This is a genomic window from Microbacterium sp. NIBRBAC000506063 (assembly GCF_017968845.1).
In the GTDB taxonomy this organism is placed as follows: domain Bacteria; phylum Actinomycetota; class Actinomycetes; order Actinomycetales; family Microbacteriaceae; genus Microbacterium.
This window is the reverse complement of record NZ_CP072877.1, coordinates 319,669-346,056: the sequence shown is the minus strand read 5'-3', so window position 1 is coordinate 346,056 and position 26,388 is coordinate 319,669. Positions and strand designations below refer to the sequence as shown.

Below are 26,388 nucleotides of genomic sequence, written 5' to 3'. Positions count from 1 at the left end.
CGTGCAGGTATGGACGTCATCCTCATTCCCGGCCTGTGGCTCGATGCGAGCTCATGGGACCCGATCCTTCCCGCGCTCGAAGAGGCCGGGCATCGCCCGCATCCGCTGACGATGCCGGGTGTCGGTGCACCCGCATCCGATTCCGCCGACATCGGCATCGCCGACTGGGTCGCCGCCGTCGTCGAGCGGATCGACGCCCTCGACGGGCCTGTCGTGCTCGTCGGTCACAGCGGCGGGGGCAACGTGGCCTGGGGCGCGGCGGATGCGCGTCCCGAACGCGTGGCGCGCGTCGTGCTCGTCGACACGATCCTGCCCTACCCGGCGGCGTCATCTCCGAGTTCGACGTGGTCGACGGCGTCGTGCCCTTCCCCGGCTGGGACTTCTTCGACGACGAAGACGTGTCGGATCTCGATGCGACCACCCGCGAACGCACCGCGCCGCTCGCACGGAGCGTTCCCGTACGTGTGCCGACCGACCCGATCCCTCTCGGCGACGAACGCCGTTTCGACGTCCCCGTCGTGGTGCTGTCGGGTGGGTTCGACCACGATGAGCTCGTCGCCGCCCTGGCGAAGTGGGGCCCCTACGGCGACGAGGCGGCCGCGGTGAAGGACTTCCGGGTCGTGCGCATCGGTTCCGGCCACTGGCCGCAGTTCTCCGTGCCCGAGCGACTCGCCGAGCTCATCGTCGCCGGGGTATCCGGGGCATGAGTATGGGCCGCGTTCAGTGCCCCATGCCCAGACCGCCGTCGACAGGGATCACCGCGCCGGAGATGTAGGCGGCGTCGTCGCCGGAGAGCCAGGTCACGACGCCGGCGACCTCATCGGCGGTGGCGAAGCGGCCGGCGGGGATGTTCGCCTTGTACTGCTTCTGGGTCTCCTGGGGCAGCTCCGCCGTCATATCGGTCTCGATGAAGCCGGGCGCGACGACGTTCGCCGTGATACCGCGTCCGCCGAGCTCGCGCGTCAGCGACCTCGCGAAGCCGACGAGGGCGCTCTTGGAGGCGGCGTAGTTCACCTGTCCCGCAGATCCGTACAGGCCGACGACGCTGGAGATGAGGATCACGCGGCCGAAGCGGGCGCGCAGCATCCCCTTGGAAGCGCGCTTGACGACCCGGAACGTGCCGCCGAGATTCGTCGCGACGACGCTGTCGAAGTCGTCTTCGGTCATGCGCATGAGCAGCGTGTCCTTGGTGATCCCCGCGTTGGCGACGAGGATCTCGACCGGACCCAGCTGGGCCTCGACCTCGGTGAACGCGGCGTCGACCGCGGCGGCGTCCGTCACATCCGCGCGGACGGTCAGCGTGCCCTCGGGTCCTTCTCCGCTGCGCGCGGTCACCGCGACCCGATAGCCGTCACGCACGAAGCGCTCGGCGATCGCGCGGCCGATACCGCGGTTTCCGCCGGTGACGAGGACAACGCGACCATCACTCATGTGAACTTCTCCAGAATCGAGGCAGGGGCAGAGGTTCAGCCTACCGAGAACAGAGGTTTGACACCCTCGCCCGACCCTGAAAATCTTGAGTACACCGACCGAAAGGCATCGACGTGAGCGACAACACTCCCACCGGCGACAACGACACGCCTCCCTATTCCCCGCCGGCCGCACCCACCTATGGCGCGCCGCAGACCCCGCCTGCGCCCGCCTACGAATCCGCACCGCAGGCGCCGGCCTATCCCGGCTACACCGCCGCGCCCGCCCCCGGATACGCCGCTGCGCCCGGTCAGGCCTACGCGCCGGTCGCCCCACGAACTCCCTCGCCGTCGTCGCGCTGATCTCCGGCATCGCCGGGCTCGTGATCATCCCGTTCATCGGCTCGATCGTGGCCATCATCACCGGGCACATGTCTCTCGGCAAGCTCAAGACGAGCGGCGAGCAGGGTCGCGGCATGGCGCTGGCCGGCCTCATCATGGGCTACGTGGGCATCGCCTTCGCCGTCCTGGGCGTCCTGCTGTTCTTCGCCGTGCTCATCCCCTCATGACGACGTACTCCACCTACCCCTACTGACACGAGCATTCCTGGTGCGCCCGTCCCCTCTCGGGACGGGCGCACCGGTGCGTTCAGCAGGCGTAGGCTGGAGGCATCGTGAAACTCTCCCGCAAGGCCCCGTCCGTCACGTCCCTGCCGCGCGCACCGCAGGACGACGACCGGGCGCGCGTGCGCACCTACACGATCACGATGGGCATCCGCATGGCCTGCTTCGTGCTCATGGTGCTCGTGACGCCCTACGGCTGGTACACGTGGGTCTTCGCGGCGGGTGTGATCTTCCTCCCCTACATCGCCGTGGTCGTCGCCAACGCGGGGCGCGACAGCACAGCGGCCACCGCCGAGATCCCGGCGCGGGCGCTTGAGGCTCCGGAGGCCGCGATCCCCGAGGAGAACCCATCGATCATCGAGGTGCAGGAGAGCCGTCCCGACGGTCAGGATGATCCGGCGTGACCGCTGAGCTCATCTGTTCCCGTGCCGCCTGCCGCGCCCGGGCGACCCACGAGATCGTCTGGCGCAATCCGCGCATCCATGATGAGGGCCGGGAGAAGATCTGGCTCGCGTGCGAGGAGCATCGGGACTTCCTCAGCGAGTACCTGCGGGCTCGCGACTTCCCGGTGACGGTCAGGGCGGGTGCCGCCGCGTGAGCAACCGTTTCGTCCGCTGGGGCGCCTATCTCCTGATCGCCTCCGCCTTCGCCGCCGCCTGCGCCTTCCTCGCACAGTGGCAGTTCGACCGCAATGAGAGCCGCACCGCGCAGATCGCCCTGGTGGAGGCGAACTACGATCGTCCGCCTGTGCCTCTGCATGATCTGATCGGGTCCGACGGCGCGCTCGATCCCGCCGACGAGTGGCGCCAGGTGCTCCTGCAGGGCGAGTACGCCGCAGAAGACCAGGTGCTCGTGCGCAATCGCCCCCACGGCGGCACACGCGCCTTCGAGGTCATCGTGCCCTTCCACACCGACGACGATCGCGTCTTCCTCGTCAACCGCGGCTGGGTCCTCTCCGGCGAGGGCGACTCCCCCGACTCCGTCGCCGCGCCCGCGTCCGGGCCGGTCGAGGTCATCGTGCGCCTTCGGCCGGGCGAGCCGCTGCCCACGTCGGGCCGCAGCGCCCCCGAGGGCCAGGTGCCCACGATCCACCTGCCCTCGATCGCCGAGGTGTCCGGTGCCGGCACGATCACCGGTGCCTACGGTCAGATCGTCTCCGAGGACCCCGGGCCCGCGGTCTTCCTGGGCGGTTTCGACGCGCCGACCGAGGACCCGGGGCCACACCTCTCCTACGCGATCCAGTGGATCCTTTTCGCGATCATGGGCTTCGTCTTCATCGCGTACATCATCCGCACCGAGATCACCCGTCGTCGCGAGGAGGCCGCGGGCACGGTCGTCGCGGCATCCGACCGCAGGCGACGCCGCGATCGCGACGCCGAGGCCGAGGACGCGCTTCTGGACGCCTGAGCGATACCCTATCCGCGGGCGCTCTCAGGCGAGCTCGATGAGCTCCTGGTACTCCTGGTTCCAGATGTCCTCGACGCCGTCCGGCAGGATGAGGACGCGCTCGGGGTTCAGCGACTGCACGGCACCCGGGTCGTGCGAGACGAGCACGACGGCACCCTCGTAGTGCGCGAGCGCATCGAGGATCTCCTCGCGGGATGCCGGATCGAGGTTGTTCGTCGGCTCGTCCAGCAGCAGCAGGTTCGCCGAGGAGACGACCAGCGTCGCCAGTGACAGACGTGTCTTCTCCCCGCCCGAGAGGACGCCGGCGGGCTTGAGCACGTCGTCACCGGTGAACAGGAACGACCCCAGCACCTTTCGCGCCTCGGTCTCGGTGATGTGCGGCGCCGCCGAGACCATGTTCTGCAGCACCGAGCGGTCCACGTCGAGGTTCTCGTGCTCCTGCGCGTAGTAGCCGACCTTCAGGCCGTGCCCGGGCTCCAGCTGCCCGGTGTCGGGCTCGTCGACCCCGGCGAGCATCCGCAGCAGGGTGGTCTTTCCGGCGCCGTTGAGCCCCAGTACGACGACCTTGGAGCCCCGGTCGATCGCGAGGTCGACGTCGGTGAAGATCTCCAGCGACCCGTAGGACTTGGACAGGCCGGATGCCATGAGCGGGTCTTCCCGCAGGGAGCGGGCTTCGGGAAGCGGAGCTTGGCGACCCGATCGGTCTGGCGCACATCGTCCAGCCCCGCGAGGAGCTTCTCGGCACGCGCGACCATCTGGTGGGCGGCGGCGGCCTTGGAGGCCTTGGCGCCGAAGCGCGCAGCCTGCTGCTGCAGCGACGTCGCCTTCTTCTCGGCGTTGGCGCGTTCCTTCTTGCGTCGCTCCTCGTCGGCCACCCGCTGGCGCAGGTAGTTCTTCCAGTTCATGTTGTAGATGTCGATGCTCTGGCGGTTCGCATCGAGGTAGAACACGCGGTTGACGGTCTCGCCGACGAGCTCGACGTCGTGGCTGATGACGATGAGCCCGCCCTTGTAGTTCCTCAGGAACTCCCGCAGCCACACGACACTGTCCGCGTCGAGGTGGTTGGTGGGCTCGTCCAGGATCATCGTCTCGGCATCCGAGAACAGGATGCGGGCGAGCTCGATACGGCGGCGCTGACCGCCCGACAGCGTGGACAGCGGCTGGTCGAGGATCCGATCCGGCAGCGAGAGGTTGTGCGCGATCGACGCCGCCTCCGCCTCGGCGGCGTACCCGCCGAGCGCCTCGAAGCGCTCGGTGAGCTGCCCGTAGCGGCGCATCGCCTTCTCCGCCACGTCGGGGTCGGGATCCCCCATCGCGAGCGACGCCTCGGTCATGCCCAGGTGGAGCCGCCCGAGTCCTCGCGCGTCGAGGATGCGGGTGCGCGCCAGATCTTCCGGGTTGCCGGTGCGCGGATCCTGCGGCAGGTAGCCGAGCTCCCCCGAGCGGTCGACCCTTCCGTTCGAGGGCAGCAGATCGCCCGCGAGCACCTTCGTGAGGGTCGTCTTCCCGGCGCCGTTGCGGCCGACAAGACCGATCTTGTCGCCGCCGGCGACGCGGAAGGAGACGTTCTCCATGAGGAGTCGCGCACCCACGCGGATCTCGAGGTCGTGCACGGCGAGCACAGCAGATGTCCGTTTCTCTGTGTGAAGGGAGACAAAGTGCGGCCGACGGCCGATCTCCTAGTATAAGTCCGGGCCGCCTCAGGCCCGACCTTCCCGGAGCACGCAAGGAGTCGTATGTCCAGCATCGCCGCCGCCCGCAAGTCCGTCCTCGCCGATCTCATCCGCCGGCCCCGTGCCCGCGTGCAGGCGTTCGCGGTCGACTCCGCTCTCGTGCTCAGCGGCGTGGCGCTCGTAGCTCTGCTGGCCAAGGTTTCCTTCTTCATCGGCCCGATCCCGATCACCGGTCAGACCCTCGGCGTCATCGTCGTCGGCGCCGCACTCGGCGCCAGGCGCGGTGCGGCGAGCCTGACCGCCTACCTGCTCATCGGCCTGGCCGGCCTCCCGGTCTTCGCCGGCCCCGCCGCCGGTCCGGCCTATGCGCTGGCTCCCTCCTTCGGCTTCGTGATCGGTTTCATCCCGGCGGCGTTCGTGGCCGGCTGGTTCGCCGAGCGCGCCTGGGACCGCAAGCCCTACCTCGCCTTCGTCGGCTTCGTCGCCGCCAGCATCATCCCCTTCCTCATCGGCGTGCCGTACATGGCCGCGATCCTCGCCTTCGTGCTCGATGTGCCTGTGACGCTGGCCTCCGCGCTGGAGGCGGGCGTCTGGCCGTTCATCGTCCCCGGCCTGATCAAGGCCGCCGCGGCCGCACTCCTCGTGCCGGCTGCATGGGCGCTCGTGCGCGCCGTGGACCGCCGCACACGCTGAGCCCGCCGGCGGGATCCCTCTCCGGTATGGGGCAGGACGATACCCGGGACCGATGCCCTGCTCGTCACCGCCTGCCTACCGTCAGGGCATGGACATCGTCAATGAGCTCGTCATGCAGGCGGCGGCTTCGCCCTGGATCCCCTCGTGCTCTTCGCCGTCGCCGTCATAGACGGCTTCTTCCCGCCTGTTCCCAGCGAGACCCTCCTCATCGCCGCCGTGGCCGCAGCCACGTCGCTCGGAGAGGCTCCGCTGCTCCTGCTGTGCGCGGTGGCCGCGGCCGGTGCGATCATCGGCGACAACATCGCCTACCGTCTCGGGCGCGCCCTCGGCATCCGACGCTTCGCCTGGATGCGACGGCCCCGTGCGGCAGCCGCCTTCGATCGCGCACAGGCCCTCATGCAGGGACGGGGCGCACCCACGCTCATCTTCGGCGCGCGCTACATCCCCGTCGGCCGTGTGGCGGTGAACATGTCCGCAGGCGCGCTCGACTTCCCCTGGCGTCGCTTCCTCGTGCTCAGCACGTTCGCGGGGATCACCTGGGCCGTCTACGGCACGGCGCTCGGCGTCTTCGCCGGCAGCTGGCTCACCGACCAGCCGCTGCTGAGCGCGGTGATCGGCGTCACCGCGGCATCCGGGATCGCGATCGTCGTGGAGAGTATCGCCGCACGTCGACATTCCCACTCTGCCGCGATGGTGACGGCTCCGCAGAGCGACGCGCCGGAACGTCGTGACGTGTCCGCCGTGGCAGGATAGCGGGCATGATCCGCAGAGCACGGCGTCGACCTGCTGCCTGCACCGTGGCGTATGCAGGGCTCGGTTCCACCGCCGCGGTCCTCTGGCTCGTCCTCGTCCCGGTGCAGACCGCGCTCTACGGCACTCCTCTGCCTCTCGCCGTTGTCCTCGTCTCCGCATTGTGCGCGGCGCCCCTGCTCGTGATCAGCCATCGGCGCACCGGCACCGTCCTCTTCTGCGTGGCTGCACTGCTGCTCCCCTTCACGGTCGACAGCCTGCAGGCGCGGCCGTGGCCGTGGCCCTGGTCGGTGCCGGCGATGATCGCGCTCGTGCTCTTCGTCGGCGTCCTCACCTTCGTCCACGGGTGGCGCCCCGGACTCATCGCGATGGGCGTCAGCGTCATCGGCTCGGTGCTCGCCCCCGTCCTCGTTCCCGATGCCGGCACGGCGGGCAGCACGCTCGCCGATCTCATCGTGACCGCGGCGCTCGCTCCGGTCGCGCTGCTGGTCGCGATGCTGGCCTCGAGCCGGGTCCGCGTGGCCGCCGAGCTCTCGCAGGAGCGAGAGCTCTCCGCAACGGAGCACTCTCGACGACTCCTGGTGGAGGAACGCACGCGCATCGCGCGCGAACTGCACGACGTCGTCGCCCACAGCATGTCGGTCGTCCAGGTCCAGGCCGCCACCGCGCGCTATCGTCTACCCGACCTGGACGACGGGGTCGCCGCAGAGTTCGACGGGATCGCCGGGACCGCACGTGAGGCCCTGCTGGAGATGAGACGGCTCCTGGGCGTTCTGCGCACCGAGGATCACGTCGCCCCGTTGTCGCCGCAGAGCGAGTTGGCCGACATCCCCGAACTCGTGGAGACGTTCCGGCGCGCCGGCGCCGAGGTCGCGCTCGCACCGATCGACGCCCGCTCGGCTGCCGCACCCACAGCCGTGCAGATCGCCGCCTTCCGCATCGTGCAGGAGGCGATCAGCAATGCGGTGCGCCATGCGCCCGGGGCGGCGATCTCGGTGTCGGTGAGCAGCCGGGGAGATCGCACGCGGGTCCGGGTGGTCAATCCCCTGTCCGCCGCGGCACCGCTCGATGATCACGGGCACGGCCTGCGGGGAATGCAGGAGCGGGTGAATCTGCTCGAGGGCACCCTGCACGCCGGGCCGGACGGAGAGGGGCGATGGGCGGTCGATGCCCACCTGCCCTGGAAGACGATCGAAGTCGACGAGGGGAACCCATGACGATCCGCATCCTCATCGCCGATGATCAGGCGATCGTCCGCGCCGGATTCGCCGCCCTGCTCGACGCGCACCCCGGGCTCGAGGTCGTCGGTCAGGCCGCGACAGGAGCCGAGGCCGTCTCCGGCTCTGCACGGCTGGATCCGGACGTCATCCTCATGGACGTGCGGATGCCGGACCTCGACGGCATCGAGGCGACCCGCCGCATCACCGGCCCCACCTACCCCGCGGCGAAGGTTCCCCGCGTCCTGATGCTCACGACGTTCGACCTCGACGACTACGTCTACGACGCCCTTCAGGCCGGCGCGAGCGGGTTTCTGCTCAAGGATGCGCTCCCGGAGGAACTCGTCCACGCCGTTCGTGTGATCGCCGCCGGCGAAGCCCTGCTGGCTCCGAGCATCACGCGCCGGATGATCGAGCAGTTCGCGGCTCAGAAGCCGCGTGCGTCGATGTCGGCGCGCCGCGTGGCGGAGCTGACCGACCGGGAGCGGGAGGTCCTTGTCCGGATCGGACAGGGCATGTCCAACGCCGAGATCGCGGCGAGCCTGTTCATCGCCGAGCAGACGGTGAAGACGCACGTGGGGAAGATCCTGGCCAAGCTCGATCTGCGCGACCGGGTGCACGCGGTGATCTTCTCCTACGACGCCGGCCTGGTCGAACCCAGCGGCTGAAGACTCATCCCGCCGTAGGGGCACGAACGGCACCGCGGGGTGATGCCGCATCCGACACGACGCCCATAGCCTCCTGAGACACACGTCAGGAGAAGCCGATGACCGTCCTCAACCCCGCGCCGAGTGCCCCTCCCCGCACCGTCGCCTCCGCAGCGCCCGCGCGCGATCGCTCGATCGACCTCGTCCGTGCGTTCTGCATCACCATCGTCGTGGTCCTCCACGCCCTCATGGTCGGTGTGGCCGTCGATCCGGACGGCGTGACCTTCTTCGACGCGAGTGCGGGATCGGCATGGCTCGTGCCGTTGAGCTGGGTGTTCCAGGTGATGCCGCTGTTCTTCGTCGTCGGCGGCTTCTCCGGCCATCTCGCCTACCGGCGGCTTCGCGACGCCGGCGGGACGGTGTCCGACTTCGTGACCGCCCGTGCGCGGCGCCTGCTGCTGCCGGCAGCACTGGCGGTCGGCGTCGTGGGCGTGCTGCTCGTCCTCCTCGGCCTGCTCAGCGTCCCGGAGGAGTTCGTCGCCACTGCGCGCTTCCGTTTCGGTCAGCCGCTGTGGTTCCTGGGCGCGTTCCTCCTCTGCCAGGCGCTCCTGCCGGCGCTTGTCCACGCACACGAGCGGGCACCGCGGTCCACGCTGCTCGCTCTCATCGGTGCGTCGGTGGTCGTCGATCTGTCCCGATCCCTCTCCGGAGTGGAGGCGATCGGGTACCTCAATCTCGCCTTCGTCTGGCTGGCGCTCCAGCAGATCGGATTCTTCCTCGCGAGAGGCGACATAGATCGTCTCACCCCGCGCCGGCGGCTCGGCGGCGCGCTCCTGGCGATCACCCTCCTGGCGACGTCGTTCCTGGTCGGCGCGCACTCCCCGGATCTCATCGCGAACCTGAATCCGCCGACGACGGCGCTCCTGTTCGTGGGCCTCGCCCACACGCTGCTCTTCTCGCTGGCCCGGCCGATGATCGCCCGATTCGCCCAGCTCCCCGTGCCTGCCGCATTCACCGGATTCGTGACGAGACGGGCCATGACCGTCTACCTCTGGCACATGCCGGTGCTCCTGGGCATGGCCGGCGTCCTCGCCGGCTGCATCGTCGTCACCGGCGGTTCGTTGCCCCCGGTCGGCGGCCTCGACTGGTGGCTGTCACGTCCGCTGTGGCTCGCCGTCGCTCTCGCGCTGACCGCGGTGGTGGCGATCCTGCCGGCCCGGATCGAAATCGTGCGCGCGCAGGCTCTCTCCGTGCCGCCCGGTCGGGCGGCGGCCGGGACCGTGATCGGGCTCCTCGCCGTGGTCCTTCTCCTCGCGACGGGCTCCTCGGTGCCGACGGTGCTCGCCTCCGCGGGGCTCCTCCTTGTGGCGCTGCGCATCCTGCGTGCACGACGACGAGTACGGACCGCCGGAGGAACGGATCAGACGCGCTCGCGCGCGTGACCGAGACGCAGCCCCGGCACGAGCGCGAGGAGGGTCAGCAGGACAGCGACGGCGAACACGGCCGGGAACTGCGCGCCCGTGGCGGCGAAGGCCAGGAACACCAGGCCCATCGCCGCGATGGTGCTGGCCGAGCCCACGGCATCCGAGATCGACAGCGCCGACGAGTGGAAGCCCTGATTGCCGCTGTTCGAGTAGGCGAGCATGAGCACGCTCAGACGCGGATAGACGAGCCCCATGCCGCTGCCGGCCAGCGCCCAGCAGACGATGAGGATCGCCGGATGCAGGTGCCAGGCGGCCGTCGCGAAGGCGGCGCCGAACGCCACGATCATCTGCGCCGTCGCCAGCAGGGTGATCCGCCGATTGCCCAGTCTGTCGCCGATGCGTCCCTGCACCTCCGCGGCGGCCGCCCAGGCGAGCGCCGCGGTGGTGAGGGCGAGCCCCGCCACCACGGCGGAGAAGCCGTAGTCGCGGATGAGGAGGTAGGGCACGTAGATCTCCGCGCCGAACAGCGCGCCCGCGATGAGCCCACGCATGAGCACGACGCTGGGAAGCCCGCGCCCCGCCCGGAGGGTGCGCGGGGCAGCAGAGGCCGCGCAGCCAGGGCGATCAGCGCGACGGATGCCGTGACCACCGCCCACGACCACGTCCCCGCCCTTTCGGCCAGGCTCAGGCCCAACGCGCCGACGGCGACAGCGATCGCGCAGAGCAGACGCGGCATGACGCGGGCCGTCGAGGGCTCGCTGGTCGCAAGCGGCAGACTGTGCAGGCGCGCGACGACGAGCACGAAGGCGATGAGGGTGAGCGCCGCTACTCCGAGGAACACCCAGCGCCAGTGCAGGAGCTCGGTCACTGCTCCGGCGAGGAACGGACCGATGAGCGACGGGATCACCCACGCCGCGGAGAACGCCGCGAAGACACGGCCGTGCAGCACCGGCGGGTACACGCGTGCGACCACGACGTACAGCGCCACCACCTGGCCGCCGGTGCCGAGGCCCTGGATGAGGCGCCCCGCCACGAGCACCTCCATCGTCGGTGCGAGCCCCGCGATGAGCAGGCCGGTCACGAACAGCAGCACGGCGGTCGTGAGCGGAGCGAGCACGCCGCGCCGATCGCACCAGGACCCCGTCGCGACCATGCCCACAACGCTCGTGGCCAGCATCCCGGCAAAGGCCACGGCATAGAGGCGCTCCCCGCCGAGATCGGCGCTCACGACCGGCATCACCGTCGTGACCGCGAGGGACTGCATGGCGGCGAGGAACACGAGCGCGACGGCGCCGAGCGTGACCCAGAGGTGCTCCGCTCCCACACGCCGCGGGCGCGGGCATCGGGCTGGACCGCCGGAAGCGGCACGGGGCCGGTCACGCCTCCGCCAGCGTCGCGATGCGCCCGATCGCCTCGGTGAGGATCTCCGGGCTGGTGCCGAAGTTCAGGCGCACGAAGCCGGCGCCCTCGACGCCGAAGGCCGGGCCGAAGTGCAGCGCCACCCTCGCCTCGCGGAGGATGCGTCGGGCGGGGTTGTCCCCCAGCCGAGGCCGCGAAGGTCGATCCAGGCCAGATATCCGGCATCCGGCATCCGATAGCGGGCCTGCGGGATCCGTTCGGCGAGCAGATCGGCGAGGAGCCGCCGGTTCTCGTCGAGCGTCACCAGGAGTCCGTCCAGCCAGGCGTCGCTCGCTTCCGAGAAGGCGGCGACGGCCGCCAGCATGCCGAACTGACCCGTGCGCCACTCCACCTCCACGGGCAGGCCGCGCACGAGCCGCGTCGTGTCGTCTGCTGCCGTCACCATGAGCGCGCATTTGAGCCCGGCGAGGTTGAAGGCCTTGCTCGCGCTGACGACGGCATACCCGATGGTCCGCGCCTCGTCGCTCACGGCCAGGAACGGCGTGAAGTCGACCCCGTGCTGGACGAGCGGGGCGTGGATCTCATCGGACACGACCGCCGCGCCATGGGCCGCCGCGATGCGGGCGAGCTCGCCGAGGTCGTCGCGGCTGTGCACGGTGCCGGTCGGGTTGTGCGGGTTGCACAGCAGCACGGCACGGGCGCCCGCCGCCAGTGCACGCTCGATGGCCGGGAGGTCCAGCCGCCAGGACTCCCCCGTGTCGATGAGCGGCACACGCTCGGCCACGGCGCCGGCCTCGGTCACGAGCTCGAAGAACGGCGGGTACACGGGCGGGGTGACGACGACCCGCTCACCCGGCTGCGTCACCCTCCGTAGGATCTCGACGATCCCCATGCTCACATCCGCGGTGGAGCGGATGCGGGAGGGGTCGACCTCCCAGCCGTAGCGGCGCTGCGCGAAACCGACGAAGGCCTGGGCCAGGGGCGTCTTCGAGGCGACGTAGCCGGTGTCGCCCGTCCGGACGGCCTGCTCCAGCGCACGAGTGATCTCCGGTGCGAGCGGGAAGTCCGTCTCGGCGACGAACAGAGGAAGCACATCCTCGGCGTACTCGCGCCACTTCTCGCTCGTGCGCGCGCGGAGCTCGGCGAGGGGCAGGGCTACGACTTCGTATGGCATTGAGAGCTCCTGAGGTTTCGACGCGCGCCCTCCGGGCGCTTGCTCAACCTTGACATCACCCGCATCAACGCCGCTGCGCGGCATTGATCCGGGTGATGTCAAATAGCGAAGCCGAGGGCACGCATCATGTCGCGCCCGTCATCGGTGATGCGCTCGGGACCCCACGGCGGCATCCAGACCCAATTGATCCGAAAACGATCGACGACCTTCTCGAGCGCCTGAGCCGTCTGCTCCTCGAGCACATCGGTGAGGGGGCAGCCTGCGCTCGTGAGCGTCATGTGGATGATGAGCGCGTCGTTCTCGTCGTCCCAGGCGAGATCGTAGATGAGGCCGAGGTCGACGACGTTGATCCCGAGCTCGGGATCCATGACGTCCTTGAGCGCCTCGGTGACCTCGTCGTACTTCTCAGGGGCAAGAGTTGCGGTCATGTAACGATCTTACGCCTGGACGTCCTCGGAGGGGCGAACGAATCGATCGTAGCCCTCTTCCTCGAGACGGTCGGCGAGTTCGGGGCCGCCCTCTTCGACGATCCTGCCCGCCACCATGACGTGCACGAAGTCGGGGTGGATGTAGCGGAGGATGCGCGTGTAGTGCGTGATGAGCAGCACACCGAGGTTCGTGTTCTCCTTGGCGCGGTTGACGCCCTCGGAGACGACCTTGAGCGCGTCGACGTCCAGGCCAGAGTCGGTCTCGTCGAGCACGGCGAGCTTCGGCTGGAGCACCTCCAGCTGCAGGATCTCGTGGCGCTTCTTCTCACCGCCGGAGAAGCCCTCGTTGACGTTGCGCTGCGCGAACTTCGGGTCCATGCGCAGGTTCGTCATGGCCGCGTTGACGTCCTTGGTCCACTGTCGGATGCCGGGGGCTTCGCCGTCCAGCGCCGTCTTGGCGGTGCGGAGGAAGTTGGTCACCGTCACACCCGGGATCTCGACCGGGTACTGCATCGCCAGGAACAGCCCTGCGCGCGCCCGCTCATCGACGGACATCTCCAGGACGTCTTCGCCGTCGAAGGTGATCGAACCGCTGGTCACCGTGTACTTCGGGTGGCCCGCGATCGTGTACGCGAGGGTGGACTTGCCCGAGCCGTTCGGGCCCATGATCGCGTGGGTCTCGCCCGTGCGGATGGTCAGGTCGATCCCGTTGAGGATCGGGCTCGCGCCGGTTTCCGTCTCGACCGTCACATGCAGGTCGCGGATCTCAAGAACAGACATTAAATTTCCTTTGTCACAGTCGGGTCGATGAGCACGTCGTCGCCGTCGATCTCGACGATGTAGACGGGGACGGGCTCGAAAGCGGGGAGGTTCTGCGGCTTGCCGGTGCGCAGGGAGAATGCCGAGCCGTGGGCCCAGCACTCCAGCGTGTCGCCCTCGACGAAACCCTCGGACAGCGAGATGTCGCCGTGGGTGCAGGTGTCGCCGATCGCGTGGATCTCGCCTTCTCCGTCCAGCACGATGGCCATCGGGACGCCGTCGAGCTCGACGCGCAGCGGGGTGTCCTGCTCGAGATCGCTCACGGCGCAGGCGCGCTGCGCGCTCACGCGGTCACCTCCGCGAGCTCCTTTTCGATGGCGGCCAGCAGTTCGGCCTCAAGCTCGTCGATGCGCAGACGCTGGACGATGTCGCTGAGGAAGCCGAGGACGACCATGCGTCGGGCCTCCTCCTCGTCGACGCCGCGCGACTGCAGATAGAAGAGCTGCTCGTCGTCGAAGCGACCGGTGGCGCTCGCGTGACCGGCGCCCTGGATGTCGCCCGTCTCGATCTCGAGGTTCGGGATCGAGTCGGCGCGGGCTCCTTCGGTGAGCACCAGGTTGCGGTTGGCCTCGTAGGAGTCGGTGCCCACGGCCTCGCGCCCGATGAGCACATCCCCGATCCAGACGCTGCGGGCGCTCTCGCCCTGAAGGGCTCCCTTGTACAGCACGTCGCCGGTCGTGTGCGGCCCCTTGTGGTGCAGGTAGACCTGGCTCTCCAGGTGCTGTCCGGCATCCGCGTAGGACAGTCCGTACAGGCGTCCCTCGGAGCCGGCCCCGGAGAGTTCGACGTTCGGGTTCACCCGTACGACGCCGCCGCCGAAGCTGACGATGAAGTGCTCGAGCGAGGCGTCGCGGTCGACCCGTGCCTGATGGGCGGCGGCGTGCACGGCCGAGTCGTCCCACTCCTGCACCGTGATCAGCCGCAGCGATGCCCCGTCGCGCACGAGGATCTCGACGTTCTGCGCGTACTGGGCGCTGCCCCGATGACGCAGCACGACCGTGGCGGAGCTGTGCTCCTTCGCCTCGACGACGATGTGCGCGTCGGCGCGAAGCTCGGCGCCGAGGCCGGTGATGTCGACGACGATGGGATCGGCGACCTCCTCCTCACGCGGGATCAGCACGTGAAGCGCCTCCGTGCTTCCCTGCCACGCGGTGGTGGCCGTGATGTCCTCGGGACGAAGAACTCGCCGCGCGGAGCCGTGCCGGCCGCCAGGGGCGCGGCGATGTACTGCTCCCCCGCCGGGAAGGCGTAGTCGACGCCGTCGTTGCCCTCGCTCGGGGCGAACAGCGCAGTCAGCCGCGGCACGGGCGTGTGCTTCCAGTTGACCTCGCGCCCGTTCGGGGTGCCGAAGTCGGCCGGGTCGAAGGAGCGCGGACGCTCCGAGCGGGTCTGCACCGGGACGAAGCCCGTCGCCTTCGCCGCCGGGTCCACGTGCGCGTTCGTATCCTGCGCCTCTGCGGGCGCTGCCGTCTGGGCCGCCATCTAGCCGACCGATCCTTCCATGCCCATCTCGATGAGCTTGTTCAACTCCATCGCGTACTCCATCGGCAGCTCGCGCGCGATCGGCTCGATGAACCCGCGCACGATCATCGCCATGGCCTCGGTCTCCTCGACACCGCGGCTCATGAGATAGAAGAGCTGCTCCTCGCTGACCTTGGAGACCGTGGCCTCGTGCCCGAGCACGACGTCGTCGACGCGGATGTCGATGGCCGGGTAGGTGTCGGAGCGGGAGATCGTGTCGACCAGGAGCGCGTCGCACACGACCGAGTTGGCGGAGTGATGGGCGTTCGCCTCGACGCGGACCTCGCCGCGGTACCCGGTGCGGCCGCCGCCACGGGCGATCGACTTCGAGGTGATCGACGACTGCGTGTAGGGCGCCATGTGGATCATCTTCGCGCCGGCGTCCTGGTGCTGGCCGGGACCGGCGAAGGCGACCGAGAGCGTCTCGCCCTTGGCGTGCTCGCCCATGAGGAAGATCGACGGGTACTTCATCGTGACCTTCGAGCCGATGTTCCCGTCGACCCATTCCATCGTCGCGCCCTCGTGGGCGACGGCGCGCTTGGTCACGAGGTTGTAGACGTTGTTCGACCAGTTCTGGATCGTCGTGTAGCGCACGCGGGCGTTCTTCTTCACGATGATCTCGACGACGGCCGAGTGCAGGGAGTCGGACTTGTAGATCGGAGCCGTGCAGCCCTCGATGTAGTGGACGTAGGAGCCTTCGTCGGCGATGATGAGCGTCCGCTCGAACTGGCCCATGTTCTCGGTGTTGATCCGGAAGTAGGCCTGCAGCGGGATCTCCACGTGCACGCCCGGGGGCACGTACACGAAGGAACCGCCCGACCACACGGCGGTGTTCAGCGCCGCGAACTTGTTGTCTCCGGGCGGGATCACCGTGCCGAAGTACTCCTCGAAGAACTCCGGGTGCTCGCGCAGGGCCGTGTCGGTGTCCATGAAGATGACGCCCTGGGCCTCGAGCTGCTCGTTGATCTGGTGGTAGACCACCTCGGACTCGTACTGCGCGGCGACGCCAGCGACAAGGCGCTGACGCTCCGCCTCGGGGATGCCGAGTCGCTCATAGGTCTCGCGGATGTCCTCGGGGAGCTCTTCCCACGATCCCGCCTGCTTCTCCGTGGAACGGACGAAGTACTTGATGTTGTCGAAGTCGATCTCGCTGAGATCGGCACCCCAGGTGGGCATCGGCTTGCGCCCGAAGAGCTGATGACCCTTCAGCCGGGTCTTCAGCATCCATTCCGGTTCGGCCTTGAGAGCCGAGATGTCACGGACGACGTCCTCGCTGAGACCGCGCTTGGCGCTGGCGCCCGCGGCGTCGGCGTCGTGCCATCCGAACTCGTACACCCCAGACTTTCCAGCTCCGGGCGGTCGATCAGAACATCTGACATCACACTCTCCTTGGTGGCCTCAACGGTGTCATCCGCCCCGGCACGCCCCGACCCGGTCGAGTTCTCCGGGAGTGGCGGCCGCTGGTGGGCCTCTCAGCGACGCAGGTCATCGCGCCTAAACTGGTACCGGCGCGACCAACAGGCCTCGCGCGCATCGCAACACTTCGATTCTACAGGTTTCGCATGGGATCCGGGCCCGACCGGCTCCTGCGCGCTCCGAAGGAGCCCCATGTCCGACAGCACCCGGCCGCCGACACGTCGATACGCATCTCGCGTCCGCTCCGGGTGTTCGCCTGGCTGTCGTTCCTCGCGGAGGTCATCATCATCGGGACAGGCGGCGCGGTGCGGCTCACCGGTTCCGGACTCGGATGCTCCGAGTGGCCGATGTGCACCCCGGAATCGCTGGTCCCGACGCCCGAGCAGGGCTTTCACGGCATCATCGAGTTCGGCAATCGCACGATGACCGGCGTCGTCGGCGGACTCGCGATCGTCGTGCTGCTGCTCGTCCTCCACTCCGCGGGCGGCCGGCGCGCCGTCACGCGCGTCCTCTGGTACGCACTCGGCGGGATCGCCGCCGCCGTCGGGGTGTATGCGGTCACCGCGCTGTTCGACCTGGCCGCGTTCGTCGCGGCCTCTACGGCTCTCCTCCTGGTGGTGATCGTCGCTGCAGTGGATGCGATCCGGGCCGTCCCCGCGCGCCGCGACCTCACGCTGCTGGCCAGCCTGACGCTCATCGGCGTCATCGCGCAGGGCCTCGTCGGCGGCATCACCGTGCTGACCGGGCTCAACGCCTTCCTCGTCGGCTTCCACTACACGGCGTCCCTGCTCCTGGTCTGCATCACCGCGGCGTTCCTGGTGAGGATGTACGAGCCCGCCGGCCCCAGGGAGATCGCCGTGCCGAGATGGTTCGCGGTCCTCGCGCATGTCACGGGGCTCGCGCTCGCCTTCACCATCTTCTTCGGCGTCCTCACCACCGCTTCGGGCCCGCATTCCGGAGATGCCGAGGTCATCCGCCAGGGGTTCGACGCCACCGTCGTCGCGCACGTCCACTCCTGGCCGGGCTACATCCTCGCGGCGCTGATCGTCGTGCTCGCCACCGTCGCCGTCTCGCAGCAGCTGCGCCCGTGGCGCTGGCTGCTGGTTCTCGGCGGCGCCGTCCTCGTGCAGATCTTCGTCGGGGTCTGGCAATCGCGTGAGGGCCTGCCGGAACTCCTCGTCGGCATCCACATGGTGCTGGCCGCGCTGTCGGCAGCCGCCTACACCGTCGTCGTGCTGCGCATGAAGACGCCGGTGGCCGCGCACGACGAGGCCCTTCGCGAAGACGTCGGAAACGCCGTCCCGTGGCCCCGGCCTCCGGGGACGCGACGAAGGACTGAGTCCTGCCCGTCACGTCCCGCGGTGGAGGCCGAGGCGGAAGCCCAGGCCCAGCGCGAGCACGAGCGAGATCGCGAAGACCCAGCCGGAGCCCGCAGAGGCGTGGATGCCGGAGAGGAAGACCCCGATCGTGCAGCCGAGGCCGGTGACGGCTCCCCAGCCCAGCAGCACGCCGCCGACCACGGCCGTGCCCGTGCCGCGGACCGTGAGCGGCTCGATGCGGAAGCGACGCCCGGGAAGCGCGGCGAGGAGCGAGCCGAGCACGATGCCGATGATCAGCCATCCGTTCTCGGTGATCGTCTCCACCACCAGGGCGACGCAGCCGGCCAGCGCGCCGTCCAGCCCGACGAGCGTCTCGGGCAGAAGCCCGGCCTCGTCGAGCCCGGTGCGGGTGAGACTGCTGAGCTGGCTCGTCACGCCGAGAGGGCCGACGCGCAGGTAGTAGAGCACGCCGACGATGCCGACGAGCGCACCGGTGAGAAGTGCGGGCCAGCGCTTGAAGAAGAGCGTGCGCCGGATCTCGGTCGCATCGATCACGCGCTCGGCGCGCGCCTCCACCGGCGGATTCCACTTGAGCAGCCACACGCCCACGGCGATGAGGATCGCGAGCTGCAGGATCACCGCAGGCACATAGCCGGCTGCCGCAGGAAGCCAGGGCACCGGGGCGTTGAGCGTGAAGGTCGTGGCCATCGCGTTCCAGGTGAGGAAGCCCAGTCCGAAGCCGAGGATCGCACCGGCGAGAGCAGGCAGCGCTCGGAGGCTCCCCTCACCGAGTCGGTAGAGGTGCCCGCCTATGCATCCGCCTGAGATGACCACGCCCAGCCCGAAGGTGAACCCGGCGAGCACGAGCGAGAGGCTCACCGGCCCGACGTGCGCTCCCGGTGCCAGGTCTCCGGGCTGAGGGATCGGCAGCCGCAGCGAGAAGACGATCGTGTAGCCGACGAGCCCCACCGCCAGCGCGACGAGGATCGAGTAGGTGCCGCGGCTGTTCCGCTTCTCGAAGAGGTCGCGGAAGATGCAGTAGAAGCAGAACCTCCCGCGCTCGAAGAGGATGCCCAGCGAGACGCCCGTCAGGAGCGCGAAGGATGCCGTCGGTCCTGTTCCCGGGCCACGCCCCGCCTGCAGCACAAGGCCCGTGATGAAGAGCGCCACGGCGATCAGGACGGCCACGATCGTGCGCACCGTGTCGGCGCGGGTCCAGCCGAGCACACGCGGACCGCCGGCGCCCCCGTTCTCGGGAGCGCCGGCAGTCGTCGACGTCGAAGGAGCGGTCACCTTCAGTCTTCGCCGCCCCACAGGCCGCTGTAGCCGCCCGAGGCTTCGAGCGTGGGGTTCTCGACGGGCACGCCGACGGAATTGCCCCATTCGGTCCACGAGCCGTCGTAGAGCTTCACGTCGTAGCCGAGCAGCTGGCTGAGCGCGTACCACGTGTGGCTTGCCCGCTCGCCGATGCGGCAGTAGACGTAGATGGGCTTGGTGCCGTCGACGCCGAGCTCCGCGTAGTGCGCCTTGATCGCCTCGACATCGACGAAGGTGCCGTCGCCGCCGGCGTCGGGCTGGTTGACGATGAGGCCCAGGGCGAGTTGACGGCCCCGGGGACGTGGCCCCACTTCGCCGCGGCCTCGCCGCCGAAGCCCTCGGCCACGCCGATCTCGCCGTTGTACTCGGCGGGTCCGCGGATGTCGATGATCACACCGTCGATCTCGCCGTTCACGACGTCGAGCACCTCCGACTGGAAGGCGCGGATGTCGGAGTTCGGCGCGAGCGCCTCCCAGCTGCCCTGTGCAGGGGTGGGGGCGACGGGGCTGAGCTCGCGACCCTCGATCTCCCAGGCGGCACGACCGCCGTCGAGCAGGCGCACGTCCTCGAAGCCGTAGAGCTTGAAGACCCAGGCGCCGTAGGCGGCGAACCAGTTGTTCGCGTCGCCGTAGATCACGACGGTGCTGTCGTCGTCGATGCCCGCCGACTGCGCGAGTGCGGTGAACTGCTCGCGGTCGACCAGGTCACGGTTGAGCTGCTCGACGAAGTCGCGGTACCAGACGAACTCCACGGCGCCGGGGATGTGTCCGACGTCATAGCTGGTCAGGGTGCTGTTGGATCGCCCTTCACTGACCTCGATGATGACGAGGTTCGGGTCGTCGAGGTTCTCGGCGAGCCAGTCGGTGCTGACGAGGGGCTCGTCCTGGTGGACCGTGCCGCGCGCCTCGCCGTACTGGACCTGCACGGACGCCGCCTGCGCGGCACCCTCATCCGATCCGGTGGCCTGCGGCTGCGGGCCGCCGCCGAGGCTGCGCGCGCCCAGGACGCCGGCTGTGGCGGCGAGGACGGCGACGGCGACGAAGGCGACCGGGGTCACCCAGGCTTTCTTCTTGCGTTCGGGAGCAGCGGGCTCCGGGGTCTCGGTGGTCATGTGTGCGCCTCTTTCGGATCACCGTTGGTGTGTTCGGTGCTTCTACCGTGGGTGACAGCGCGACGCGGATCAATCTCTGTGACGAACGATGACGTCACAGAACGACGATCAGAAGGGCAGCAGCGGATCGACCGCGACAGCGACGAAGATGAGGGTCAGATAGGTGATCGAGGCGTGGAAGACGCGCATCGGCCGCGGCTCCGTGCCCCGCACCGCTCGCGTGTAGAGCCGATGGGACTCGTAGATGAACCAGCCGCCGAACACGGCCGCGGAGACGGTGTAGACCAGGCCCATGCCCGCGATCGGCACGAGCAGCAACGAGCAGACGACCGTGGCCCAGGCGTAGAGGATGATCTGGAGTCCGACCTGCGAAGGGCTCCGGGTGGCGCCGAGCATCGGGACGTCGACGTCGTCGTAGTCGTCCTTGTACTTCATCGACAGCGGCCAGTAGTGCGGCGGCGTCCAGAGGAAGACCAGGACGAACAGCACGAGCATCGGCCAGCCGAGCGATCCCGTGACCGCGGACCAGCCGATCGCGACGGGGAAGCAGCCGGCGATGCCGCCCACACGATGTTCTGCTCCGTGCGGCGCTTGAGGATCATCGTGTAGATGACGACGTAGAAGAAGATCGCGAAGGCCGACAGTGCTGCGGCGAGCCAGTTGGTCGTGAGCCAGAGCCACACGGTGGAGCCCACGGCGAGCACCCAGGAGAAGACGAGCGCGCCGCGCGGCGACACCTCGCCCGTCACGAGAGGGCGGTTCTCCGTCCGGTGCATGTGGACGTCGATGTCGCGGTCGAGGTACATGTTGAACGACGCGGCGGAACCTGCGCTCATCGTGCCGCCGATCACCGTGGCCAGGACCAGCCACGGGTTCGGGAATCCGCCCTCGGCGAGGATCATCACCGGCACCGTCGTCACCAGCAGCAGCTCCATGACGCGCGGCTTGGTGAGTGCGATGTATCCGCGGATCGTGCGACCGAGCGAGCGTTCGGGGACGGTGCGATGGGTCAAGGTCGAGATGTGATCGCCTCCTCCGCGCACGCCTGATGACAGCTCCCTCCAGTCTATGTCACTGTGTGACGCCGCGAGTGCCCAGAGGACGCGCGGCAGGCGCCGGGCGGTCCGGCGCGGGGATGTGGCGTCCCCGCTATGCTGAAGACCACTTGCGCGCCCGTCGCACTTTGTGCCCCTCCGTGATGCCGCGGAAAGCGCAGGCAGTCCGGGCGCCCGACCTCAACAGTCAAGAAGGGCTCAGCTGTGACCGATCTTCAGTGGGATGACCTCGACCGACGTGCCGTGGATACGGCGCGCGTGCTGGCGGCGGATGCCGTCGAGAAGGTCGGCAACGGACACCCGGGCACCGCGATGAGCCTCGCCCCCGCGGCGTATCTCCTCTATCAGCGGGTGCTGCGTCATGACCCGAAGGATGCGGACTGGCTCGGCCGCGACCGTTTCATCCTCTCCGCGGGTCACTCCTCGCTGACCCAGTACGTGCAGCTCTACCTGGGCGGCTTCGGCCTCGAGCTGGATGACCTGAAGGCGCTGCGCACCTGGGGCTCGAAGACACCGGGGCACCCGGAGTACGGGCACACCGACGGCGTCGAGATCACCACCGGTCCCCTGGGCCAAGGTCTCGCCTCTGCCGTGGGATTCGCCTACGCGGCCCGGTACGAGCGCGGTCTCCTGGATCCGGATGCCGCAGCCGGCCAGAGCCCGTTCGACCACTTCGTCTACGTCGTCGCCGGTGACGGCGACCTGCAGGAGGGCGTCACGAGCGAGGCAGGCTCGCTCGCCGGCCACCAGCAGCTGGGCAACCTCATCGCGATCTACGACTCGAACCAGATCTCCATCGAGGACGACACCAACATCGCCTTCTCGGAAGACGTGGCCGCCCGCTACAAGGCCTACGGCTGGCATGTGCAGACGGTCGACTGGAAGAAGACCGGCGAGTACGCCGAGGATGTCGCAGAGCTCTACGCGGCGATCGAGGCCGCCAAGGCGGAGACCGGCAAGCCGAGCCTGATCATCCTGAAGACGATCATCGGCTGGCCTTCGCCCGGCAAGCAGAACACGGGCAAGATCCATGGCTCCGCGCTCGGCGCCGAGGAGCTGGCCGCGACCAAGGAGGTGCTGGGCTTCGACCCGGCAGAGACCTTCGTCGTCGCCGACGATGTGATCGCGCACACCCGTGCGCTCGCCGACCGCGCCGCCGTGGCGCGCGCCGCCTGGCAGGAGTCCTTCGACGCCTGGGCGGCCGCGAATCCCGAGCGCAAGGCACTGCTGGACCGTCTGCAGGCGCGCGAGCTGCCCGGCGACATCGCCGCGGTCCTCCCCTCCTTCGAGGCGGGCAAGGACGTCTCCACCCGTGCCGCCTCCGGCCAGGTCATCAACGCCCTCGCCGCCGAGCTCCCCGAGCTCTGGGGCGGATCGGCCGACCTCGCCGAGTCGAACCTCACCACGATCAAGGGCGCCAAGTCCTTCGTCCCGGCCGAGTGGTCGACCGGCGAGTGGTCCGGCGATCCCTACGGCCGCGTGCTGCACTTCGGCATCCGCGAACACGCCATGGGCGCGATCATCAACGGCATCCAGCTGCACGGGCTGACCCGCTCCTTCGGTGGGACGTTCCTGATCTTCAGCGACTACATGCGCCCGGCCGTGCGTCTGGCCGCGCTCATGGACATCCCGAGCATCTTCGTCTGGACCCACGACTCGGTCGCCCTCGGCGAGGACGGCCCCACGCACCAGCCGGTCGAGCAGCTGGCCACGTTGCGCGCGATCCCGAACTTCACGATCGCGCGTCCGGCCGACGCGAACGAGACCGCCGTCGTCTGGCTCGAGACGCTGCGCCGCCACGGCGGCCCGGTCGGCATCGCCCTGACGCGGCAGAACATCCCCGTGTTCGCCCGCGGCGAGGGCGACGCCTCCGGCGAGGTCTTCGCGAGTGCGGAGGGCGCGGCCAAGGGCGCGTACGTGCTGGCCGAGGCGCCGAACGGCACCCCGACGTCATCCTCATCGCCACCGGTTCCGAGGTGCAGTTGGCCGTCACCGCCCGCGAGACGCTCGCCGCCGAGGGCGTGAACGCCCGCGTGGTCTCGGCGCCGTCTCTGGAATGGTTCGCCGAGCAGGACGAGGAGTACCGCGAGTCGGTCCTCCCGGCATCCGTCACCGCCCGCGTCTCGGTCGAGGCGGGCTCCGTGCTGACCTGGCGCGGCATCGTGGGCGACCGCGGCCGCTCGGTCGGCATCGACCACTTCGGCGCCTCCGCCGACTACAAGACTCTGTTCGAGAAGTTCGGCATCACCGCCGACGCGGTCGTCGCTGCCGCACGCGAGACCCTCAAGGAGAACGCATGAGCACCCCACCTCCCGTCTGTCCGACGAGGGCGTCAGCATCTGGCTCGACGACCTCTCCCGCACCCGCATCACCTCCGGCAATCTCAGTGAGCTGATCCAGACCCGCAACGTGGTCGGCGTCACAACGAATCCGACGATCTTCGCGGGCGCGATCACGAACCCCGACGACTCGTCCTACGACGCACAGGTGTCGGAGCTGGCCAAGACCGGCGCCTCTGCCGAGGAGGCCGTCTTCGCCGCCACCACGCAAGACGTCGCCGCCGCCCTCGACGTGTTCCGCCCGGTGTGGGAGTCGACGGGGCACGTCGACGGCCGCGTATCGATCGAGGTCTCCCCCGATCTCGCGCACGACACCGAGGGCACGATCGCCCAGGCCAAGCAGCTGTGGGCAGAGATCGACCGCCCGAACCTGCTGGTGAAGATCCCCGCCACCAAGGCCGGCCTCCCGGCGATCACCGAGGCGATCGCCTCCGGGGTCAGCGTCAATGTCACGCTCATCTTCAGCCTGGAGCGCTACGCCGAGGTCATCGACGCCTACCTGTCCGGGTTGGAGAAGGCCAAGGACGCCGGGATCGATCTGTCGACCATCCACTCCGTGGCGAGCTTCTTCGTGTCGCGTGTGGACACCGAGACCGACAAGCGCCTCGAGGCGATCGGATCGGATGCCGCATCCGCTCTCAAGAGCAGGGCCGGCCTGGCCAACGCCCGCCTCGCCTACGAGCTCTACGAGCAGACCTTCGCCGGCGACCGCGCCCAGGCGCTCCTCGCCGCCGGAGCCAACCCGCAGCGCCCGCTGTGGGCGTCGACCGGCGTGAAGGACCCGGCACTCCCCGACACGCTGTACGTGACCGAACTGGTCGCACCGGGCGTCGTCAACACGATGCCCGAGAAGACGCTCGAGGCGACCTTCGACCACGGCGAGGTCACCGGCGACACGATCACGGCGCACTATGACGACGCCCGCGCCGTCTTCGCCGGTCTCGCCGATCTCGGCATCGACTTCGCCGACGTGACCCAGGTCCTCGAGGACGAGGGCGTGGCGAAGTTCATCGACTCCTGGCACGGCCTGCTCGAGCAGGTCGCCGAGGCCCTGGAGGCGCAGCGATGAGCGTCGCGATCCACCTCAGCGGCCGGGTCAAGGCCGTCGTCGACGAGACCCTTCCCGGTCTCGTCGGAAGCCTCGTCGCCTCGGCGATCACGGCAGGTGACTCCTCCCTGTGGGGCCCGGAGGCGGAGGACGAAGCATCGAAGCGCCTCGGCTGGGTCGACGCCGTCTCGGTGTCTCGTCCTCTCGTCGACGAGATCCTCGCTCTGCGCGCCGAGCTCGTGGAGAAGGGCGTCACCCGCGTGGTGCTGGCCGGAATGGGCGGTTCGTCGCTGGCTCCCGAGGTCATCGCGCAGACCGCCGGGGTTCCGCTCGTGATCCTCGACTCGACCGCCCCGGGCAGGTGCTGGCCGCGGTCGACGGCGACGGCGAGGCCGGCGACCTCACCAAGACGGTGCTCGTGGTCTCCTCGAAGTCGGGCTCGACCGTCGAGACCGACTCGGCCAAGCGCACCTTCGAGGCGGCCTTCCGCGACATCGGCATCGAGCCGACCGAGCGCATCGTCGTCGTCACCGATCCCGGCTCCCCGATGGATGTCGCGGCACGCGCCGACGGGTACCGCGTCTTCAACGCCGATCCGGATGTCGGCGGCCGCTACTCGGCGCTGACGGCGTTCGGCCTCGTTCCCACCGGCCTCGCCGGCGTCGACATCGCCGAGTTGCTGGACGAGGCGGAGGCCTCACTCCTGCAGGTCGCCGTCGACAGTCCGGAGAACCCCGCCCTCATCCTCGCCGCCGCCATCGCTGGCGGCGAGCCCCGCCGCGACAAGCTGGGCCTGATCACCGACGGCACGCACATCGTGGGCCTTCCGGACTGGATCGAGCAGCTCGTGGCGGAGTCCACCGGCAAGGAGGGGACGGGAATCCTCCCCGTCGTCCTGCTGCCCGTCTCCCCGGAGCTGGACTCCCGCCCCGCCGACCTACAGGTCCTCCGTCTCGTCGACGACGCGAACGTGTTCCACATGCGCGAGCGTCACGAGGGAGAGATCCTCGTCAGCGGCACGCTGGGCGCGCAGTTCATCGTGTGGGAGTACGCCACGGCGATCGCCGGGCGGATGCTGGGCATCAACCCTTCGATCAGCCCGACGTCGAGTCCGCCAAGATCGCCGCGCGCGGTCTGCTGGACGCACGCCCCGAACCCGCCCCGCCGCCTTCGAGGAGGACGGGATCGAGGTCCGGGTGAGCGATCCTGCCCTGGCGGCATCCGGCACGATCGCCGGCGTCCTCGACGCGCTGTGGGCGACGCTCCCCGACGACGGCTACGTCTCGGTGCAGGCCTACGTCAACAGGCTCGAGCTCGGTCAGCTCCAGGGTCTGCGCGAGATGGTCGCCGCGGACTCCGGCCGCCCCGCGACCTTCGGCTGGGGCCCCGGTTCCTCCACTCGACGGGCCAGTACCACAAGGGCGGTCCGGCGCAGGGCGTTTTCCTGCAGATCCTCGAGCGCACGGACGTCGACCTGGAGATCCCCGAGCGCCCTTCACCTTCGGTCAGCTCATCGAGGCCCAGGCCGCCGGTGACGCCGCCGTCCTCGCCGAGCACGGCCGGCCGGTCGTCACGTTGACGATCACCGAGGGCGCGCAAGACATCGTCGACATCTTCACCGCCGCCCAGTAGGAGAGCC

General features: G+C 69.3%; 20 protein-coding genes and 10 pseudogenes. 16 read left to right on the top strand and 14 right to left on the bottom strand.

Going from position 1 to position 26,388, the window contains the following annotated elements:
• Positions 1 to 9: 9 nt before the first annotated feature.
• Both KAE78_RS19095 and KAE78_RS19090 read left to right on the top strand, forming a co-directional pair.
• Positions 10 to 312, top strand: a pseudogene (locus tag KAE78_RS19095) (alpha/beta fold hydrolase); the annotation flags it as partial.
• Positions 313 to 344: 32 nt separating this feature from the next.
• Positions 345 to 707, top strand: a complete 363-nt coding sequence (locus KAE78_RS19090; RefSeq protein WP_317451978.1) for an alpha/beta fold hydrolase — start codon at positions 345 to 347, stop codon at positions 705 to 707.
• A 13-nt stretch (positions 708 to 720) separates the two neighbouring features.
• On the opposite strand, the gene fabG is transcribed toward KAE78_RS19090, so the two are convergent.
• Positions 721 to 1,431 carry a 3-oxoacyl-ACP reductase FabG gene (gene fabG, locus KAE78_RS16335; RefSeq protein ID WP_223172624.1) on the bottom strand — a complete coding sequence of 237 codons (711 nt, stop codon included), beginning with the start codon at positions 1,429 to 1,431 and terminating at the stop codon, positions 721 to 723.
• 113 nt (positions 1,432 to 1,544) lie between these two features.
• On the opposite strand from fabG, the gene KAE78_RS16330 reads away from it, so the two are divergent.
• The 5 genes from KAE78_RS16330 to KAE78_RS16310 all read left to right on the top strand — a co-directional run bounded on the left by KAE78_RS16330 (position 1,545) and on the right by KAE78_RS16310 (position 3,439).
• Positions 1,545 to 1,772: a hypothetical protein gene (locus tag KAE78_RS16330; protein ID WP_223172840.1), complete on the top strand. Its 228-nt coding sequence runs from the start codon at positions 1,545 to 1,547 to the stop codon at positions 1,770 to 1,772.
• A 20-nt stretch (positions 1,773 to 1,792) separates the two neighbouring features.
• On the top strand, positions 1,793 to 1,978 hold the full coding sequence (locus KAE78_RS16325; protein WP_262927891.1) for a DUF4190 domain-containing protein: 186 nt from the start codon (positions 1,793 to 1,795) through the stop codon (positions 1,976 to 1,978).
• A gap of 104 nt (positions 1,979 to 2,082) precedes the next feature.
• On the top strand, positions 2,083 to 2,436 hold the full coding sequence (locus tag KAE78_RS16320; protein ID WP_223172623.1) for a DUF3099 domain-containing protein: 354 nt from the start codon (positions 2,083 to 2,085) through the stop codon (positions 2,434 to 2,436).
• Positions 2,433 to 2,630 carry a hypothetical protein gene (locus tag KAE78_RS16315; protein WP_223172622.1) on the top strand — a complete coding sequence of 66 codons (198 nt, stop codon included), beginning with the start codon at positions 2,433 to 2,435 and terminating at the stop codon, positions 2,628 to 2,630. The genes KAE78_RS16320 and KAE78_RS16315 overlap by 4 nt, the downstream gene beginning before the upstream one ends.
• Positions 2,627 to 3,439, top strand: a complete 813-nt coding sequence (locus KAE78_RS16310) for an SURF1 family protein (RefSeq protein WP_223172621.1) — start codon at positions 2,627 to 2,629, stop codon at positions 3,437 to 3,439. Before KAE78_RS16315 ends, KAE78_RS16310 begins: the two co-directional genes overlap by 4 nt.
• 24 nt (positions 3,440 to 3,463) lie before the next feature.
• Here the strand turns inward: KAE78_RS16310 and KAE78_RS16305 are convergent.
• Positions 3,464 to 5,061, bottom strand: a pseudogene (locus KAE78_RS16305) (ABC-F family ATP-binding cassette domain-containing protein).
• Between the two features lie 114 nt (positions 5,062 to 5,175).
• On the opposite strand from KAE78_RS16305, the gene KAE78_RS16300 reads away from it, so the two are divergent.
• The 5 genes from KAE78_RS16300 (at position 5,176) to KAE78_RS16280 (ending at position 9,861) form a co-directional block, all read left to right on the top strand.
• On the top strand, positions 5,176 to 5,805 hold the full coding sequence (locus KAE78_RS16300) for a biotin transporter BioY (protein WP_223172620.1): 630 nt from the start codon (positions 5,176 to 5,178) through the stop codon (positions 5,803 to 5,805).
• Between the two features lie 144 nt (positions 5,806 to 5,949).
• Positions 5,950 to 6,558 (top strand): DedA family protein, encoded by a 609-nt coding sequence (locus KAE78_RS16295; RefSeq protein ID WP_223172619.1) that lies wholly within the window; start codon positions 5,950 to 5,952, stop codon positions 6,556 to 6,558.
• Positions 6,559 to 6,602: 44 nt separating this feature from the next.
• Positions 6,603 to 7,772 carry a sensor histidine kinase gene (locus KAE78_RS16290; protein WP_223172618.1) on the top strand — a complete coding sequence of 390 codons (1,170 nt, stop codon included), beginning with the start codon at positions 6,603 to 6,605 and terminating at the stop codon, positions 7,770 to 7,772.
• Positions 7,769 to 8,440 carry a response regulator gene (locus KAE78_RS16285; protein WP_223172617.1) on the top strand — a complete coding sequence of 224 codons (672 nt, stop codon included), beginning with the start codon at positions 7,769 to 7,771 and terminating at the stop codon, positions 8,438 to 8,440. Before KAE78_RS16290 ends, KAE78_RS16285 begins: the two co-directional genes overlap by 4 nt.
• A 98-nt stretch (positions 8,441 to 8,538) precedes the next feature.
• Entirely contained in the window at positions 8,539 to 9,861 is a 1,323-nt protein-coding gene (locus KAE78_RS16280) for an acyltransferase family protein (RefSeq protein WP_223172616.1), read from the top strand.
• Here KAE78_RS16280 and KAE78_RS16275 read toward each other — a convergent pair.
• From KAE78_RS16275 to sufB, 8 genes and pseudogenes are all read right to left on the bottom strand, one after another.
• Positions 9,840 to 10,394 (bottom strand): MFS transporter, encoded by a 555-nt coding sequence (locus KAE78_RS16275; RefSeq protein ID WP_223172615.1) that lies wholly within the window; start codon positions 10,392 to 10,394, stop codon positions 9,840 to 9,842. The genes KAE78_RS16280 and KAE78_RS16275 overlap by 22 nt on opposite strands.
• Before the next feature lie 290 nt (positions 10,395 to 10,684).
• Positions 10,685 to 11,080 (bottom strand): annotated as a pseudogene (locus KAE78_RS16270) (MFS transporter); the annotation flags it as partial.
• A gap of 139 nt (positions 11,081 to 11,219) precedes the next feature.
• A pseudogene (locus tag KAE78_RS16265) lies at positions 11,220 to 12,376 on the bottom strand (MalY/PatB family protein).
• 98 nt (positions 12,377 to 12,474) lie between these two features.
• Entirely contained in the window at positions 12,475 to 12,804 is a 330-nt protein-coding gene (locus tag KAE78_RS16260; protein WP_223172614.1) for a metal-sulfur cluster assembly factor, read from the bottom strand.
• A 9-nt stretch (positions 12,805 to 12,813) separates the two neighbouring features.
• Positions 12,814 to 13,584: a Fe-S cluster assembly ATPase SufC gene (gene sufC, locus KAE78_RS16255; RefSeq protein WP_223172613.1), complete on the bottom strand. Its 771-nt coding sequence runs from the start codon at positions 13,582 to 13,584 to the stop codon at positions 12,814 to 12,816.
• The gene (locus tag KAE78_RS16250; protein WP_223172612.1) at positions 13,584 to 13,910 is read right to left on the bottom strand and encodes a non-heme iron oxygenase ferredoxin subunit; all 327 of its coding nucleotides are present in this window, start codon (positions 13,908 to 13,910) and stop codon (positions 13,584 to 13,586) included. The genes sufC and KAE78_RS16250 overlap by 1 nt, the downstream gene beginning before the upstream one ends.
• Positions 13,907 to 15,105, bottom strand: a pseudogene (gene sufD / locus KAE78_RS16245) (Fe-S cluster assembly protein SufD). Before sufD ends, KAE78_RS16250 begins: the two are co-directional and overlap by 4 nt.
• Positions 15,106 to 16,523, bottom strand: a pseudogene (sufB, locus tag KAE78_RS16240) (Fe-S cluster assembly protein SufB).
• A gap of 183 nt (positions 16,524 to 16,706) precedes the next feature.
• On the opposite strand from sufB, the pseudogene KAE78_RS20105 reads away from it, so the two are divergent.
• Positions 16,707 to 17,816, top strand: a pseudogene (locus tag KAE78_RS20105) (COX15/CtaA family protein); the annotation flags it as partial.
• Positions 17,817 to 17,909: 93 nt separating this feature from the next.
• On the opposite strand, the gene KAE78_RS16230 reads toward KAE78_RS20105, so the two are convergent.
• The 4 genes and pseudogenes from KAE78_RS16230 to KAE78_RS16215 all read right to left on the bottom strand — a co-directional run bounded on the left by KAE78_RS16230 (position 17,910) and on the right by KAE78_RS16215 (position 21,329).
• A complete protein-coding gene (locus tag KAE78_RS16230) occupies positions 17,910 to 19,172 on the bottom strand; it encodes a YeeE/YedE family protein (protein ID WP_223172610.1) in 1,263 nt (420 codons plus the stop codon).
• Positions 19,173 to 19,174: 2 nt separating this feature from the next.
• Positions 19,175 to 19,366, bottom strand: coding sequence for a rhodanese-like domain-containing protein (locus KAE78_RS16225; protein WP_223172826.1), 192 nt, complete (start codon positions 19,364 to 19,366; stop codon positions 19,175 to 19,177).
• Positions 19,288 to 20,307 (bottom strand): sulfurtransferase, encoded by a 1,020-nt coding sequence (locus tag KAE78_RS16220; protein ID WP_223172609.1) that lies wholly within the window; start codon positions 20,305 to 20,307, stop codon positions 19,288 to 19,290. Before KAE78_RS16220 ends, KAE78_RS16225 begins: the two co-directional genes overlap by 79 nt.
• Positions 20,308 to 20,415: 108 nt before the next feature.
• A pseudogene (locus tag KAE78_RS16215) lies at positions 20,416 to 21,329 on the bottom strand (heme o synthase).
• A gap of 237 nt (positions 21,330 to 21,566) precedes the next feature.
• Between KAE78_RS16215 and tkt the strand changes: the two are divergent.
• The 3 genes and pseudogenes from tkt (at position 21,567) to KAE78_RS16200 (ending at position 26,381) form a co-directional block, all read left to right on the top strand.
• A pseudogene (gene tkt / locus KAE78_RS16210) lies at positions 21,567 to 23,662 on the top strand (transketolase).
• On the top strand, positions 23,628 to 24,770 hold the full coding sequence (gene tal, locus KAE78_RS16205) for a transaldolase (RefSeq protein ID WP_223172825.1): 1,143 nt from the start codon (positions 23,628 to 23,630) through the stop codon (positions 24,768 to 24,770). Before tkt ends, tal begins: the two are co-directional and overlap by 35 nt.
• Positions 24,767 to 26,381, top strand: a pseudogene (locus KAE78_RS16200) (glucose-6-phosphate isomerase). Before tal ends, KAE78_RS16200 begins: the two are co-directional and overlap by 4 nt.
• Positions 26,382 to 26,388 lie beyond the last annotated feature (7 nt).

What these genes read in the sequence shown, in the direction of transcription:
- fabG (WP_223172624.1), bottom strand. Translation starts at nt 1,431, where the DNA reads ATGAGTGATGGTCGCGTTGTCCTCGTCACCGGCGGAAACCGCGGTATC.
- KAE78_RS16300 (WP_223172620.1), top strand. Translation starts at nt 5,176, where the DNA reads ATGTCCAGCATCGCCGCCGCCCGCAAGTCCGTCCTCGCCGATCTCATC.
- KAE78_RS16275 (WP_223172615.1), bottom strand. Translation starts at nt 10,394, where the DNA reads ATGCGTGGGCTCATCGCGGGCGCGCTGTTCGGCGCGGAGATCTACGTG.
- sufC (WP_223172613.1), bottom strand. Translation starts at nt 13,584, where the DNA reads ATGTCTGTTCTTGAGATCCGCGACCTGCATGTGACGGTCGAGACGGAA.
- KAE78_RS16280 (WP_223172616.1), top strand. Translation starts at nt 8,539, where the DNA reads ATGACCGTCCTCAACCCCGCGCCGAGTGCCCCTCCCCGCACCGTCGCC.
- KAE78_RS16260 (WP_223172614.1), bottom strand. Translation starts at nt 12,804, where the DNA reads ATGACCGCAACTCTTGCCCCTGAGAAGTACGACGAGGTCACCGAGGCG.
- KAE78_RS16285 (WP_223172617.1), top strand. Translation starts at nt 7,769, where the DNA reads ATGACGATCCGCATCCTCATCGCCGATGATCAGGCGATCGTCCGCGCC.
- KAE78_RS16220 (WP_223172609.1), bottom strand. Translation starts at nt 20,307, where the DNA reads ATGACCACCGAGACCCCGGAGCCCGCTGCTCCCGAACGCAAGAAGAAA.